Genomic DNA, 14,939 nt, shown 5'->3' with positions numbered 1-14,939 from the left:
ATTCTTCATTCTTCATTCTTCATTCTTCATTCTTCATTCTTCATTCTTCATTCTTCATTCTTCATTCTTCATTCTTCATTAAGCCGAAGGCGTCAACTCTTCTTATCCAGCACCAGCACCACTTTGTTCCAGTTGGCCGAGGCATTTACCACGGCGCGGAAGGCTTCAAAATCGGCCTTGGGCCAGCGGATTTGGCGGTAATTCTCATCAACCGTCACGGTGATGGTCTGGCCCTGCTGCACGTAGGAGGAATGGAAGTTGTAGTCGGGTTTGGCGGCGTCGGGGCCGGCTTTCACGTCCACGTTCAGGTCGTCGAGGTTGCGCACGGCGTAGCCGGCCGGCACCTCGAAGCGGATGGTGCGCAGGTAGCGGCGGTTGTTGTCGTTTTCCACGTCGAACTGGCGCTCCTCCTTCTGGTACAGCTCGGTTTGCTGGCCCAGCAGCGTGCCGATTTTGAAGAGGTAGCGCGGCCCGGCCTTGTCGAGCAGCGCCGCCGATTCGAGCTGGCTTTCGATGATGAAGGGCTTGTCGAGCGGGCTCAGGCCGCGCTCCACGTTGCGCACTTCCAGCTTCTGAAAGTTGGTGGCGTCGGGCACCACCGACTTCTGCAGCTCCTGCATGATTTCGGTGCGCTTGGCTTCGGGAATCATGGCCCAGAAAGGCTGAATCTGCGCGGCCGGGTAGCCGCCCAGCGTCTGGCGGAGCTGCACGGTGCTCTTCTCCAGGTCGGGGGCGAAGGCCACGGTCACGTCGATGTCGTGCGGGCTTTGCTCGGCGGGCAGGGCCGGAATGTCCTTCACCCGGCCCACCGCCGACTCGATATTGCCCAGCGTCACGCCCTTGATGAACAGGCCGGAGCCGGCCGTCCACTCGGCCGGCAGCATGCCGTAGCGCAGGTCGGGCCGGCCGGGGGCCAGAAACTGCCCGGTGCCGGGAAAGTAGAGCGCAAAATGGTCGAGGTAGTCCCAGGTATCGAACGAGCCATCGAAGGGCGCGGCCTCGCGGCTGCTGGTCACCACCAGCTCATACTCCACGCCCAGCGTGCGGTAGATGGCGGCCAGCAGGTGCGTGAAGCCGGCCTCCGGGGCGTTGTGCGTGGCCACCACCTGGGCCAGAGCAGGGCTGGCGCTTTCTTCGAGGTTGAAGTTGAGCTTCACGTAGTTTTCGGCGGCCCGAATGCGCTCGGGCAGCGGGCCGCCCACGGGCAGCCGGGCGGCGGTCAGCACCCTGGCCACGGCCTTCACATCGTCCTTGCCCAGGCCGGTCATGGTGCGGTACATGTACTGGCTGGCATCGGCCCAGGTAAACTGGCGAGCCTGGCCCTTACTGGCCACGTAGGCCAGCTTGTACTCCACGCGCATGCGCTGGGCAGCCACGTTGGCAAAGGCTTCTTCGCGCAGGCCGGGCACGCTTTTCTGGGTGAGGCGCAGCACGCGGTGGCCGGCCACGGTGGTGTCTTTGGCGGCGGCGGGGCCGTGGTAGGTGCGGGCTTCGAAGGTGAGGGCCTCGGGCGAAATCAGCTCGAACGTGACGTCGTGGGCCGGGGTTTCGCCTTGCAGCACCTCGCTGCCGAAGTGGTTGAACGGCCGCTCGCGGGTGTAGTAATACTCCACCTCGCTGCCCTTTTCCACGCCATCGACGGCGAAAATGCGGTAGCCGCGGTTGCCCTCGGCATCCTTCAGCTCCTTCATGTCGGCGGCCTTCACCTCGTGCACCTCGCCGCGCGGGCTGATGGTGCGGGCCTTGATGGCGACCGGCGCGCCCGATTCCAGCACCGGCACCACTATTTTATTGAACTGCTCGATGCCGTCCGACGAATTCACGCGCACAATGCGGTGCTCGGTGGCAAACAGGCGCATGTCCTTCGTGCTCTGGTCGTAGTAGTATTCGATGCTGGTGAAGTCGCGCAGCATCACGGCCGGCAGGGCCTCTTCGCCGGCCGTGATGGGCAGGCGCTGGTGGCGCTTGGTGTCCCATTCGTAGCCGGCGTGCACGAGGTCGGACGGGAGTTTCTGGGCGGAGGCAGCGGCGGTGAGGAGCAGAAAAAGGCCGAGGAAGAAAGGACGCATTGCGTGGGGTTGGGAATTGGGGTAGGTTGGAGTTTCGGCAAGTCTGTCATCCTGAGCGCAGCGAAAGACCTTATCACGCTTGCGCCGTCTGGATTACTGCAAGCTGTTCAAACGTGATAAGGCCCTTCGCTGCGCTCAGGATGACGATAGTTGTTACTTCTTCTTCTTCAAAATCACCACCTCGCGGTAGGCGCTGCCCAGCTTGCCCACCACCCGGTTCCAGCTGCCGAACTGCCGGGGCTGAAGCAGCAGGTAATTCACATACACCTCGCGGTCCTGAATGATTTTGTTGCCCTGGCGCTCGTAGCTCACCCGGAAGCCGAGGGCGTCGCCCTGGGCCTGGGCGGCGGGCGGCAGGTAGCTCACCTCGTAGCCGGCGGGCACCACCAGCTCGGTGCGGGTGTGGTCGGTGTGGGCGTACTCGTTGTAGCGGGGCAGCGTGCGGGTGGTCGAGTCGATGCGGTCGGTGGCGTAGGGGCGCTCCAGGTTGAGGTTCACGTACACTTCGTCGTCCACCTGCTGCACGTAGTCCTGCAGGCGGTAGTCGTAGCTGATGCTCAGGGGCTGGTCGCGGGCGTCGAGGTTGGCGATGCTGTACTTGTCGACGAAGAACTTGTTGTTGCCGCGCTCCAGCAGGGCCTTGATGTACTTGGGCTCGTCGGTGCGGTCCAGGCCGTCGAGGCCGTAGCTCTGCGTCACTTTGGTGTAGCCGGCCATGCTCAGCTTGCCGGTGCCGCGCAGGGTGGTGCCGTCGAGGGTGAGCACGGAGGCGTCGTCGGTGCCGCTGCGGGCCTTGTCCATCACCGGGATGCCCACCACGCGGCTGCTTTTTTCATCGAGCCCGAGCAGGCCTTCCTTGCCCTGAATCATGGCCGAGGGCATGCCGTAGGGCGTGTGCTTGCTGGTGGCATCGAGGAACACGTACTGGCCGGGGGTGGGCTCGTAGGTCGCAATCATGTGGTTATCCACGCCGGGTGTGGCCAGCTCGGCGTACTTGTAGGGCAGGTCGCGGGTGCCCACCCAGGTGAGGTAGGCATTTTTCACGCCGGCCAGGTGCAGCATCTCGTTGGTGAGGTTGGCCATGTCCTTGCAGTCGCCGTAGCGGCGGGCGTACACCAGGCCGGCATCGTGCGGAATGAAGCCGCGCAGGCCCTGCTCGAAGGCGATGTACTTCACGTTGTCCTGCACCCAATAGTACACGCGGCGTACTTTTTCCTCCTCGGTTTTGGCCCCCACCATCAGCGAATCGACGCGGTGCTGCAGGGCCGGGCTGGGCTGCCGGTCGATGCGCTTCACGAAGTCGGCGTACATGGTGTAGAGTTCCGGCACGCCAGCCAGGAGCTTGCGCTGCTGCCCGGCCACAGTGGCTTCTTCCACAAAAAATACGATGTGCGGCAGGTAGTAGCTGCTCTCCGGGCCGTCGTCCTCGCGGGGTGGGCTGGGCAGGTTGTCGGCCGCCCAGCGGTAGACCACGGTGCTGCCTTTTTCCTCCTTGGTGTATTTGATGGGCGTGTGTTCGGCGTGAAAAGTCTTGTAGCCGATGCGCGTGCCTTTGGGCGCGGTGATGGTGAGCTCGGCGTGCTTCACGGGCACGTAGGAGCCCACGAAAAACGGCATCACAAACCGGGCATCGACGTGGCGCACGGTGTAGTCGCTCACGGTGCGGGCGCCGGGCGTGATGGCCGGAAACGAGAACGACACCGACCGGGTATCGTCGAAAAACACCCCCGACTGAATCTCAAACTTGTCCTTGAACTCGGTCACCTTCACCGGCTTGAACTTCTCGCCGTTCGGCACCATGGTGCGGGCCTCCAGCTTTTGCAGGCGGTTGAAGTGGGAGCTGTACACCCGGTCGTTGGCGTACATGGCCGACTGCTCGTCGAGGTGCAGCATGTCGGCGTGGTGCCGGGCCACTACCTGCACCGAGTCGTTACGGATTTCGACGGTCAGGTCCTGGCGCAGCTCCAGGTACACGGCTTTTTCGCCGGGATACTGCTTTTTCATGTCCGTCACCAGCTGGCTGTTGGGGGCCTGGGCCCGGGCCGCCAGGCCAATGAGCAGGAATAGTGGTAGAAATAGCTTGGGAGAATACATGAAACAGCGATGGAAACGAAGGAAACGGGAAGGCGCGGATACGCACTAAAGTTAGCATAGGAATGTGGGAATAACCACGCCCCGCCCCCCCCTTCCGATGCGCTGCCCGACTACGCCCAAGCCTCCATGCCCCGGCCACCTCTACAGCCGGGCGGCGGCGGCTACCACGCGCCGCGATGCCCGGCCGACAGCCCGTGCTTACTTGCGGGGTGCCTCCTTCTTCAGTGGTGCAGGGGCCGGCCGAACCACCAGCTCCTGATAGCCGAAAGTGTCGTCTTTCTCGCGCCGGAACTCCAGCTCCGGCAGCTCGCCCAGCACGATTTCGGCGGTGGTGTACACCCGGCAGCCGTCCAGCAGATGCCCGCCGATGGTGCGTCCCGTGCTGTCCGAAACCGCCAGGTGCAGGTGCGAGCCGTTGACGGACAGCGTGCCTACCAGCGACACAATCTCGAAATGGCCCCGGTACACGCTGGGTCCTTCCTGGTTGGCCAGCCGCAGCGTGGCCACCGTGAGGCTACCCACGCAGGTTAGCATGGCACCCGCCTGAATATGATGGGCCTGCACAAAGGCCGTGAGCTGCTGGCGCAGGTCGTCGCCGGGCCGGAGGCGCAGGGCGTAGGTTTTCAGAGGCGAAGATTGGGCAGTGGGCACGGCAGCCGGGGTTTGGGACAGCGCGGGGGCGGCCAGCAGGAGAAGTAATAAGAGGCGTTTTAACATTGCCTCAAAGAACGTCATGCGCCTGTCATCCTGAGCGCAGCGAAGGACCTTATCACGTTCGAACTGGTTGGAATTACTGCAAACTATTCAACGGTGAGAAGGTCCTTCGCTGTGCTCAGGATGACAGGCGGCGCAGAAAACAACTGGGCCTACTTACTAAAGCGCACCGTGCCGTAGCGCACCTTGATGTTCACATTGCCGGCCCGCCGCGCCGGAGCCAGCGCCCCGAACGTGCCCAGCACGTCGCTGGTCTGGGGGCCGTTTTCCTGCGAGAGCACGCGCACCAGCTCCTTATCAACTAGGAGCTGCCCCTGCTCGGTGCTCACGTCGAACCGAAAGCCGGGCGCCTCGGCAAAGCCCAGCCGGATGGTGCTGAAGCCGCCATCCAGGTTCACCTGGCGGAAGTTGGCGCCCATGTCGCGCACCACAAAATCTGGGCAGTAGCGCAGAGCCATATCGAGAGCTTCATCGAGCTTTTCGATGGTGAAGCGCGAGTAGCCCGACGAGCCGCGCAGGTTGCGCACCGTGCCGAGGGCCACGTCGCCGTATTTGCTGTGCACGGTGAGGTCTTGCACGGTCCCGATATCAACGTCGGAGTAATTGTTGCGCAAGTCCACGGTGGTGCCGGTGTCGAGCCGCAGCTGGGCGTAGCTGGCGTCGATGCTGGCGCGGCCGGCGAAGGCAATGCGGCAGTCGCCGTTGCCGATGCGGACGAGGTTGCGCGGGCCTTCGAGGCGGGCCGTGCGCAGCGTGCCATACTCCACGGCCAGCTCGGTGGGGCCGCTGAGGTCGCCGTTCAGGGTCACTTCGCCAAAGCTGTTGTACACCTTCAGGGCCGTGGTGCGGGGCAGCCACACGGTGTAGTTCACCTCGTAGCGGCAGCCGCCGGCCCGGCCGCGCAGGGCGGGGCCAAACTGCGTGCTCACGGCCACGCCACCGGTTTTGGCATCGTATTCCAGCCATTGCACGCCCAGCGCATCGAGCACCACGCGGGCCCCGGCTTCGTTCTCGGCGCGGGCCACCAGCTCGGCATCGACCTTGATTTCGCGCTTGCTCCAGGTATTGATTTGCACGCGGCCGTAGCGCGTTTCGAGCGCAAACGGGCGGCCGGTTTTCGGCACCGAGTAGCTGCGGCTGAGGCGGCGGCGCTGCTCCACCTGCAGGGTGCCGCTGGGCTGGCCATCGGCCTGGTCCACCAGCGGATTCTGCGCAGGGTTCTGCGCCGGCTGGTCGGGCCCTTGCGGCTGTTCGCCGGCGCCAAACAGGGCTTCTTCGGCCCGCCGCGCCTCGGGCGTGAGCACCCGAATGGCCACGCCCCGGTCCACCGTCACCCACAGGCCCGATGAGGTTTGGGCGGCGGCCGGGCGCAGCAGCCCAAGCAGCAGCCCAATGCAGCTCAGCCCCTGCCCTATTCGGAATGCCAGCGGCCTTTTCATTCGCCCTGGTGGCGGCTATCGGCCAGCACGTAGGCCCCGGTGCTGCGGTCGTCGGCGGCCCCGCTGCTATTGCCGAGGTTCAGCTGCCGGTCCAGGATGTCGAGGCGCACCTGCAGGTTGCGGTTCATGGCCGTAAGCACGGCGTCGGGCTGCGGGTGGTGCAGGAGCTGCTGCTTCAGCTCGCGGTAGCTGGAGTCGAGCGAAACCAGCTCCAGCTGCCAATCGGCATTCATAGCCGCCATGCCAGGGCCGCTGAGCTGGCTCAACTCGGCCTGCCGGCGGGCCAGCTGGTTGGTGTAGTAAGCTTCCATGCCGCGCACGGCCCGCACCAGCTGGCTGTCGGCCCCGGTGGTGTGCTCGGCCGCCGTGAGCGACAGCGGGTTGCCGCCCTGGTACAAGGCGGCATCATCGGCATTGGCCGCGAGGCTGCTGCTGCTGTTATCGGCGGCAGGGCCGACCGCAGCGGCCACTTCCGGGGTGGTGTGGCGCGCTTTCCAGGCTTCGCTGGCACCGGCGGCAAAGACCAGCAGCGCCAGCGCCGCCGCCACGCCGTAGCGCTGAAACCAGCTCGAACGGACAGCCGGGGCCGCCGCCGCCGGGGCGGCCACGGGGGTTTCTGCGGCCGCAGCAGCTACCGGCGCGGCCACTTCATCAACCAGGCGCATCACCGGGGTTTCGGGCGCGGTGGCATTCAGCTTTTCCTCCAGCGCGGCCCAGAGGTCGGGGCGCGGCTCGTGGGTGTCGAAATCGGCGCGGTGCCGCTCGACGAAGGTTTCAAGAGATTTATTTTTGGAAGTATCCATGAATGAGTAGCAGACGCACGGTTCGTCCAGGTTCAGAGCGGGCGGCGGGGTTATCTTGAAAACCGCAGCCGGGCGAAAGAGGATGAAGGGTAGTTGAACGGTTAATTAAATAATTGGATAGGTTTTTTTTAGACATAAGACTATGAGACTTGAGACATGAGACGAGGAGAGGTGAGACGTGGGAAATTTTATGGAAAAAGACATCTTATATCTCATGTCTCACCTCTCTATAGTCTCATGTCTCACATCTCATGTCTCCTAGTCTCACGCTAGCTCAGGCCGCGCTGGGCGGCCAGCTCCCGCAGCCGGACGCGCGCCCGGCTGTACTGCGATTTGGAGGTGGATTCGGAAATGCCCAGGATGCCGGCAATTTCGAGGTGGTCGTAGCCCTCCAGCAGGTAGAGGCTCAGCACCACGCGGTAGCCGTCGGGCAGCTCCTGAATGCAGCGGCGCAGCACGTCGGCGCGGTAGTGGGTATCGGCTTCGTCTTCGGGTGAGGCGGGGCTGGCTTCGGCCGGTTCTTCGTGGTGCTGCTCGCCCAGCGGCACCAGCGCCAGCCGCCGCTGCCGCAGGCAGTTGATGCTTTTGTTCACCACAATGCGCTTCAGCCAGGCCCCGAACGACGAGTCGCCCTTGTAGCCGCTCAGCTCCCGAAAGGCGCTCAGAAACGACTCCTGCAGCACATCTTCGGCCTCGGCATAGTCGCCGGTGATGCGCAGGGCGGCGTTGAACATGGCCTTGGAGTAGCGCCGGTAAATCTCGGCCTGGGCCTGGCGGTCGTTGAGGCGGCAGCGCTCCACCAGCGGGGCGTTGATGTCGACGTAGGCGGATATGGACAGGGCTTCCATGCAGAAAACGAGGAGTTGAAGTGCTTAAGCAACCCATAGACCAAGCGTTGGGTTCAGGGGTTGCATGGCAAATTACGCCGATTTGGGACGCCGCCAAACCTTTTCGCCGGGGAGCCAGTTACACCACCGCGAAACAAAATTTTGGCATTTCGCAAAACCATTCTTTACCTTTGCCTCAGTGTTACCCGTTTGGGTCGCTGAGATTTTTTATACAGAGGCGCGGAGAGACAGGCTCGACGAAACGCCGGCAACCCCCACTAGTTGGAACGGTGCCAAGTCCTGACATATAAAAACGCCGTGAGCAATTCCCTCAACCGCCGCCTGCAATTTGCCACCTCTGCCGCTTCGGGTCAGATGTGTTGTTGCATGCCGTGTCCTCTGGCCTGTATGCTGGGGGCAATTGCTGGTTGTTGAGCCAGGGCTCCTCTTCCTGCGGCCGCTGCGGCGGCCACCCCGCTTCCCCTTTTGTGGTGATTGATTCATTGCGCGACGCGTAGCGGGTTTTTGCGGCCTTCGCGGCCTCTTTCGGTTTTTTCCCACGGAAAAAAACTCCCCTCTCCTCATGGCATTACCTCTTGAAAGCCAGGTCGCTGACCTGCGCCGCTACCTGCCCGAACACTCGGTAGCCGAAACCCTGGCCCTGCTGGCCGACCACTTTCCCGGCCGCGCTTCGTTTTCCACTTCCTTCGGCCTCGAAGACCAGATTATCACCCATCTCATCTTCGAAAACGACCTGCCCATCCGGGTTTTTACCCTCGACACGGGCCGCAATTTTCAGGAAACCTACTCCACCTGGAACAAGACCCTGCTGCGCTACGACAAGCCCATCGAAGTCTTCGCTCCCAACGCTGCCGCCATCGAGGTGCTGACCCGCCAGAAAGGCCCTAACAGCTTCTATGAGAGCATTGAAAACCGCAAGGAGTGCTGCAATATCCGCAAGGTGGAGCCGCTTTCCCGCGCGCTGGCCGGCCAGCAGGTTTGGGTAACGGGCATTCGCGCCGAGCAGTCGCAGAACCGCCAGACCATGCACCCGGCCGAGTGGGACGCCGGCCACCAGCTCATCAAAGTGCACCCGCTCTTCGACTGGACCTGGGAGCAGGCCTGGAATTTTGCCCAGGCCCACGGCATCCCGGTTAACCCCCTGCATCAGAAGGGTTTTGTGAGCATCGGCTGCGCCCCGTGCACCCGCGCCATTGCGCCGGGCGAGGATTTCCGCGCCGGCCGCTGGTGGTGGGAAGATGCCGCCGCTAAGGAGTGCGGCCTCCACGCCACCACCGCCCACCAGGGCCTCGACCCGGTGGTGGAGCAGGTGCCGGGCTAGGCCCGAACCGATGCGCTGGCGGCCGGGCCGCTGGCGCTACTTTCTTCCCCAAAGGCACCGCAAGCGGGCCTTATCCCACCCATCCTTTTCCGGCTTATCCATTTTGCCCGATTTTTTTCGGGCGCTGAATTTCTATTGCCCATGCCAACCCCTGCTTATCTCGACTACCTCGACCGTTTAGAGGCCGAAGCTATTCATATTCTGCGCGAAGTAGCCGGCCAGTTTGAGCGGCCCGCGCTGCTGTTCTCGGGCGGCAAAGACTCCATCGCCCTCACCCGGCTGGCCGAAAAAGCCTTCCGGCCGGGCAAGTTTCCGTTCCCGCTGGTGCACATCGACACGGGCCACAACTTCGAAGAAATCATCAACTACCGGGATGAATTGGCGGCCCGCCTGGGCGAAAAGCTGATTGTGCGCAAGGTGGAGGACACCATTCGGGAGCGTGGCCTGCGCGAGCCGGGCGGCAAGTACCCCAGCCGCAACCCGCTGCAGACCTACACCCTGCTCGACGTGATTGAGGAATTCGAGTTCGACGCCTGCATCGGCGGGGCGCGGCGCGACGAGGAGAAGGCCCGGGCCAAGGAGCGGATTTTTTCGGTGCGCGACGACTTTGGCCAGTGGGACCCCAAGCGCCAGCGTCCGGAGCTGTGGAACATCTACAACGGCCGCATTCAGAAGGGCGAGAACGTGCGCGTGTTCCCCATCTCGAACTGGACCGAGCTCGATGTGTGGAGCTACATCCAGCGCGAAAACATCCGGCTGCCAGAGATTTACTTCTCGCACGAGCGCCAGTGCGTGGTGCTGCCCAGCGGCCAGCTGCTGGGCTTCAGCGAGCACCTGAACCTCGACGAAACCGACGAAATCGTGAACCGCCGCGTGCGCTTCCGCACCGTGGGCGACTCGACCTGCACGGCGGCCGTGGAAAGCGACGCCGCCTCCGTGGACGACATCATCCAGGACCTGCTGCTGGCCAAAGTGAGTGAGCGCGGCGCCACCCGGCTCGATGACAACCTCTCCGAAACGGGGATGGAGGACCGGAAGCGAAACGGGTATTTCTAAATGATTAGTGATTAATGGTCAGTGATTAATGAATTGTGCATCGCTCAACTTACCTCATCCATTATTAACCGCTAATCATTAACGGACTTCCCCTATTGGTCGATTATTAATGAGTCGAATCCACCCATTAATCATTAACCGCTAACCATTAATCATTACCAAAATGGACCTTCTCCGATTCATCACCTGCGGCAGCGTCGACGACGGCAAGAGCACGCTCATTGGCCGTCTGCTTTATGACAGCGACTCGGTGTCGCTCGACGTGCTGGCGACGCTGGAAAAGCGCCGCGCCACTACCGGCGGCGACGTTGATTTGGCGCTGCTCACCGATGGCCTGAAGGCCGAGCGCGAACAGGGCATCACCATCGACGTGGCGCACAAATACTTCACCACGCCGCGCCGCAAATTCATCATCACCGACGCGCCGGGCCACGTGCAGTACACCCGCAACATGGTGACGGGCGCAAGCAACGCCGACCTGGCCATTGTGCTCGTGGATGCCCGCCAGGGCGTGATTGAGCAGACCCGCCGGCACACGCTGCTGGCCTCGCTGCTGGGCATTCAGCACTTCGTGCTGGCCGTGAACAAGATGGATTTGGTGGGCCACGAGGAAGTGGTTTTTCAGAAAATCGTGGCCGACTACACCGCCATTGCCGAGCAGCTGAAGCTGCCGAATGTGACGGCCATTCCGCTGAGCGCGCTGCACGGCGACAACGTGGTGCGCCGCTCCGATTTCCTGCCCTGGTACCAGGGCCCGAGCTTGCTGGAGCACCTCGAAAGCGTGCCCGCCACCGTGGACGCCAACCCCAACGAGCCGCGCTTCCAGGTGCAGTATGTGATTCGGCCGCAGACCGAGGAGCTGCCCGACTACCGGGGCTACGCCGGCCGCATCCAGAGCGGCACCTACCGGCCCGGCGACCGGGTCCGCATCTGGCCCTCGGGCCTGGAAACGGTGATTGAGGCCATCGAAGTGAACCAGCAGGAAGTGGCGGCGGCCAGCGCCCCCCAGGGCGTGGTGCTGCGCCTGCGCGACGACGTGGACGTGAGCCGGGGCGCGACCATCGTGCCCGTTTCGGCCCACCCGGCCGTGGTGCGCGAGCTCGAAGCCACCCTCTGCTGGATGGACGAGCGGCCCCTGCGTGCCGGCCGCAAGCTGCTGCTGCAGCACCATTCTGCCACCGTGAAAGCCGCCGTGACCACCATCCTGCAGAAAACCAACATCGAAACCTTCGAAAGCCAGGGGGCCGACGAAGCCCGACTGAACGACATCGTGCGGGTGCGCCTGAAAACCGCCCTGCCCCTGGTGGCCGACGAGTACCGCCAGAACCGCGTGACCGGCGCCTTCATCCTGGTTGATGAGCAGACCGGCGCCACCCTGGCCGCCGGCCTGGTCGCCGCCACCGACCCGGACTATTTCACCGAGGAAGTGCCGGCCGAGGCCGCTTTTTCCATCTGACCGGCTATTCGGTGTAGGGTGCGGGGCTTGCCCCCGCCCGCCGTTCGCGCCGAAGCAACGAAGCCGGACAACCGCCCCCAACCTAACACCGGGCGAGGGCAAGCCCCGCACCCTACAGACTTTAAAACCCCATCAGTATCATGGCTGATTCCCCCCTTTTCCTGCCCCGCCTGACGGTAGTCGGCGCGGGCCCCGGCGACCCGGAGCTACTGACGCTGCGCGGCGCCCGGGCCCTGGCCGAAGCCGACGTGGTGCTTTACGACGCGCTGGCCAATGACGCCCTGCTGACCCACGCCCGCCCCGGCGTACCGCTGGTTTTCGTGGGCAAGCGCAGCGGCTTCAAGGCCTACACTCAGGAAGGCATCAACGAGCTGATTGTGCAGCAGGCTTACCGGCACGGCCACGTGGTGCGGCTGAAGGGCGGCGACCCGTTCGTGTTCGGCCGGGGGCGCGAGGAGATGCTGTACGCCGAAGCCCACGGCCTGCCCACGGACTACGTGCCGGGCATCAGCAGCGCGGTGGCGGCCATGGGCAGCGTGGGCATCCCGGCCACTCACCGCGGCCTGAGCGAAGGCTTCCGGGTGCTGACGGCCACCACGGCCGACGAGCAGCTGTCGGCGGCCCTGCTCGAAGCGGCCCAGACGCCCACCGTGACCACGGTTATCCTGATGGGCATGAACCGGCTGGCGGAAATCGCGGCCCTGTTTGCCCGCTACGGCGGGGCTGAGGTGCCGGCCGCCATCGTCCAGAACGGCACGCTGCCCACCGCCCGCGTGGTGGCCGGCACCGTGGCTGATATCGCCGAACGGTCGGGCCGCGCCGGCCTGGGTGCGCCGGCCGTGATTGTGCTGGGCGAGGTGGTGCGGCTGCTGAAGCAGCCGGCCGCCGTGGCCGCTGCCGGGGCAGACGCCGCTACTGATTTGCTGCCGGAGCTGCTGCGCTATGCGCGGGTGGCCTGACGGGTTCACCTCACCCCCGGCCCCCTCTCCTGCGGAGAGGGGGAGCCTGACGACTTGTAGCACATGTTTCAGCTTGTGCATTGCCCGAACAAAACCTAACGTTGCACAAGCTAAAGCATGTGCTACAAGTATTTATCCGCGCCGCCGTGGCTCCCCCTCTCCGCAGGAGAGGGGGCCGGGGGGTGAGGTGAACCCGCCAGAACAGCCATGCCCACGCTCCCCATCCTCCCCCCGCACCTCGACGAAGCGCAGCTTCAGCAGCTCACGGCCAACCTCTCGGCCAACCAGCTGCTGTGGCTGAGCGGCTACTTATACGGCCAGGCCACCGGCGGCGGCGCGACAGTTGCAGCTGTCGCGCCAGCCGCCGTAGCAGTAGCAGCAGTAGCAACAGCTCCGGCTCCGAAGCTGACCATTCTGTACGGCTCGCACACCGGCAACGGCAAAAAAGTGGCCCAGCAGGCTGCGGAGGCTGCTAAGCTGCGCGGCCTCACGGCCGAGGTGCGCGACATGAACGACTACCCCGCCCGGCAGCTGGCGCAGGAGCAGAATATGCTCGTGGTGGTGAGCACGCACGGCGAGGGCGAGCCGCCCATTTCGGCCGAGGAGCTGCATCAGTTCCTCCACGGCCCGCGCGCGCCCAAGCTGCCGAACCTGCATTTCGCCGTGCTGGCGCTGGGTGACAGCAGCTACCTGCACTTCTGCCAGACCGGCAAGGAGTTCGACCAGCGCCTGGCGGAGCTGGGCGGCACCCGCCTGCTCGACCGCGTGGATGCCGACGTGGACTACCAGGCCGCCGCCAGCCAGTGGGTTGAGGCCGTACTGGAGCAGATTGCGGGCACCGCCGCCCCGGCCGCTGCATCAGAAGCTCCGGCAGCGGCTTCGGCCGCTTCAGGCACTGCGGTAGCGGCCACTGTTCCGGCCGACAATTCACCCATTCAGCCATTCACTCATTCACCCATTGCCGAGTTCACCCGCGAAAACCCCTGGCCGGCGCGGGTGCTCGAAAGCATCCAGCTGAACGGGCGCGGCTCGACCAAGGAAACCTACCACCTCGAGCTGGATTTGGCCGGCTCGGGCCTGCGCTTTGCGCCCGGCGACGCGCTGGCCGTGCGCCCCCGCAACCACGACCCGCTGGTGGAGGAAGTGCTGCGCGCCGCCCGCCTCTCCGACTCGGCCCCGGTGCAGCTGGGGGCCGAAAGCCTGCCGCTGGCCGCCGCCCTGGCCAGCCGCCGCGAGCTCACCGTGCTCACCCGCGACGTGCTGGAACGCTACGCCGCCCTGGCTCCCCACGCCGAGCTGCACGGCCTGCTGGCCGACACCACCCGCCTGCAGCCCTACCTCTACGGCCGCGACGTGGCCGACCTGCTCACCGATTTCCCCACCGACCAGCTCACCGCCCAGCTGCTGGCCGACACGCTGCGCCCGCTGCCCAGCCGCGCCTATTCCATCGCCAGCAGCCTGCTGGCCTACCCCGACGAGGTGCACCTCACCGTGGGCGCCGTGCGCTACGAGGCCCACGGCCGCCGCAAGCAGGGCGTGTGCTCGTCCTTTCTGGCCGACCGCGTGGCGGTGGGCGACGAGGCCCGCGTGTTCGTGGAGCACAACGAGTACTTCAAGCTGCCCCAGAATTTCGATACCGACATCATCATGGTGGGCGCGGGCACGGGCATCGCGCCGTTCCGGGCCTTCGTGCAGGAGCGGGCCGAGCTGGGCGCCGCCGGCCGCAACTGGCTGCTGTTCGGCAACCCGCACTTCACCACCGATTTCCTGTACCAGGCCGAGTGGCAGCAGCACCTCAAAAAAGGCACCCTGGCCAAGCTCGACGTGGCTTTCTCCCGCGACCAGGCCGAGAAAATCTACGTGCAGGACCGCCTGCTGGAAAACAGCCGCGACGTATTCGGCTGGCTCGAAAACGGCGCGCAGCTCTACGTGTGCGGCGATAAAAACCGCCTGGGAGGGGCCGTGCAAACGGCCCTGGCGCAGGTGGTGCAGCGCGAAGCTGGCGTGTCGGCCGAGGACGCGGCGGCCTACGTGAAGAACCTGCGCAAGCAGCGCCGCTATTTGGAGGACGTGTATTAAAAGCCTCACCCCCGGCCCCTCTCCGGGGGAGAGGGGAGCCGGACGACTCGTAGCACATGCTTCAGCTTGTGCATTGCCAGAACAATCAAAACCCAACGTCG

The 14,939-nt window shown here is 64.5% G+C and carries 11 protein-coding genes and 1 riboswitch; of the genes, 5 read left to right on the top strand and 6 right to left on the bottom strand.

The genetic code is table 11. The features are described from left to right. Window positions 1-92 precede the first annotated feature (92 nt). The 6 genes from ACYVHT_RS13130 to ACYVHT_RS13105 all read right to left on the bottom strand — a co-directional run bounded on the left by ACYVHT_RS13130 (window position 93) and on the right by ACYVHT_RS13105 (window position 7,967). On the bottom strand, window positions 93-2,069 hold the full coding sequence (locus tag ACYVHT_RS13130) for a DUF3857 domain-containing protein (protein WP_460552294.1): 1,977 nt from the start codon (window positions 2,067-2,069) through the stop codon (window positions 93-95). Window positions 2,070-2,222: 153 nt separating this feature from the next. Next, window positions 2,223-4,163, bottom strand: a complete 1,941-nt coding sequence (locus ACYVHT_RS13125; RefSeq protein WP_460552290.1) for a DUF3857 domain-containing protein — start codon at window positions 4,161-4,163, stop codon at window positions 2,223-2,225. A gap of 198 nt (window positions 4,164-4,361) precedes the next feature. Then, the gene (locus tag ACYVHT_RS13120; RefSeq protein WP_460552287.1) at window positions 4,362-4,880 is read right to left on the bottom strand and encodes a PPC domain-containing DNA-binding protein; all 519 of its coding nucleotides are present in this window, start codon (window positions 4,878-4,880) and stop codon (window positions 4,362-4,364) included. A gap of 149 nt (window positions 4,881-5,029) precedes the next feature. Beyond that, on the bottom strand, window positions 5,030-6,316 hold the full coding sequence (locus ACYVHT_RS13115; RefSeq protein ID WP_460552284.1) for a hypothetical protein: 1,287 nt from the start codon (window positions 6,314-6,316) through the stop codon (window positions 5,030-5,032). Beyond that, window positions 6,313-7,119: a hypothetical protein gene (locus tag ACYVHT_RS13110; RefSeq protein WP_460552282.1), complete on the bottom strand. Its 807-nt coding sequence runs from the start codon at window positions 7,117-7,119 to the stop codon at window positions 6,313-6,315. Before ACYVHT_RS13110 ends, ACYVHT_RS13115 begins: the two co-directional genes overlap by 4 nt. A 269-nt stretch (window positions 7,120-7,388) precedes the next feature. Next, window positions 7,389-7,967, bottom strand: a complete 579-nt coding sequence (locus ACYVHT_RS13105; protein ID WP_460552279.1) for an RNA polymerase sigma factor — start codon at window positions 7,965-7,967, stop codon at window positions 7,389-7,391. Window positions 7,968-8,171: 204 nt separating this feature from the next. Then, window positions 8,172-8,260, top strand: a riboswitch (SAM riboswitch). A 269-nt stretch (window positions 8,261-8,529) separates the two neighbouring features. Here ACYVHT_RS13105 and ACYVHT_RS13100 point away from each other — a divergent pair. From ACYVHT_RS13100 to ACYVHT_RS13080, 5 genes are all read left to right on the top strand, one after another. Beyond that, a complete protein-coding gene (locus ACYVHT_RS13100) occupies window positions 8,530-9,288 on the top strand; it encodes a phosphoadenosine phosphosulfate reductase family protein (RefSeq protein WP_460552276.1) in 759 nt (252 codons plus the stop codon). 141 nt (window positions 9,289-9,429) lie between these two features. Further along, the gene (gene cysD / locus ACYVHT_RS13095; RefSeq protein ID WP_460552272.1) at window positions 9,430-10,344 is read left to right on the top strand and encodes a sulfate adenylyltransferase subunit CysD; all 915 of its coding nucleotides are present in this window, start codon (window positions 9,430-9,432) and stop codon (window positions 10,342-10,344) included. Window positions 10,345-10,507: 163 nt separating this feature from the next. Beyond that, window positions 10,508-11,800: a sulfate adenylyltransferase subunit 1 gene (locus ACYVHT_RS13090; RefSeq protein ID WP_460552269.1), complete on the top strand. Its 1,293-nt coding sequence runs from the start codon at window positions 10,508-10,510 to the stop codon at window positions 11,798-11,800. Between the two features lie 140 nt (window positions 11,801-11,940). Continuing rightward, a complete protein-coding gene (gene cobA / locus ACYVHT_RS13085) occupies window positions 11,941-12,759 on the top strand; it encodes a uroporphyrinogen-III C-methyltransferase (protein ID WP_460552266.1) in 819 nt (272 codons plus the stop codon). Window positions 12,760-12,966: 207 nt separating this feature from the next. After that, entirely contained in the window at window positions 12,967-14,838 is a 1,872-nt protein-coding gene (locus tag ACYVHT_RS13080; protein ID WP_460552263.1) for a diflavin oxidoreductase, read from the top strand. The last annotated feature ends 101 nt before the right edge of the window (window positions 14,839-14,939 follow it).

Source organism: Hymenobacter daeguensis, from assembly GCF_054780555.1.
Note: the sequence above shows the minus strand (reverse complement) of the source record. Positions and strands in the feature narration are given on the sequence as shown.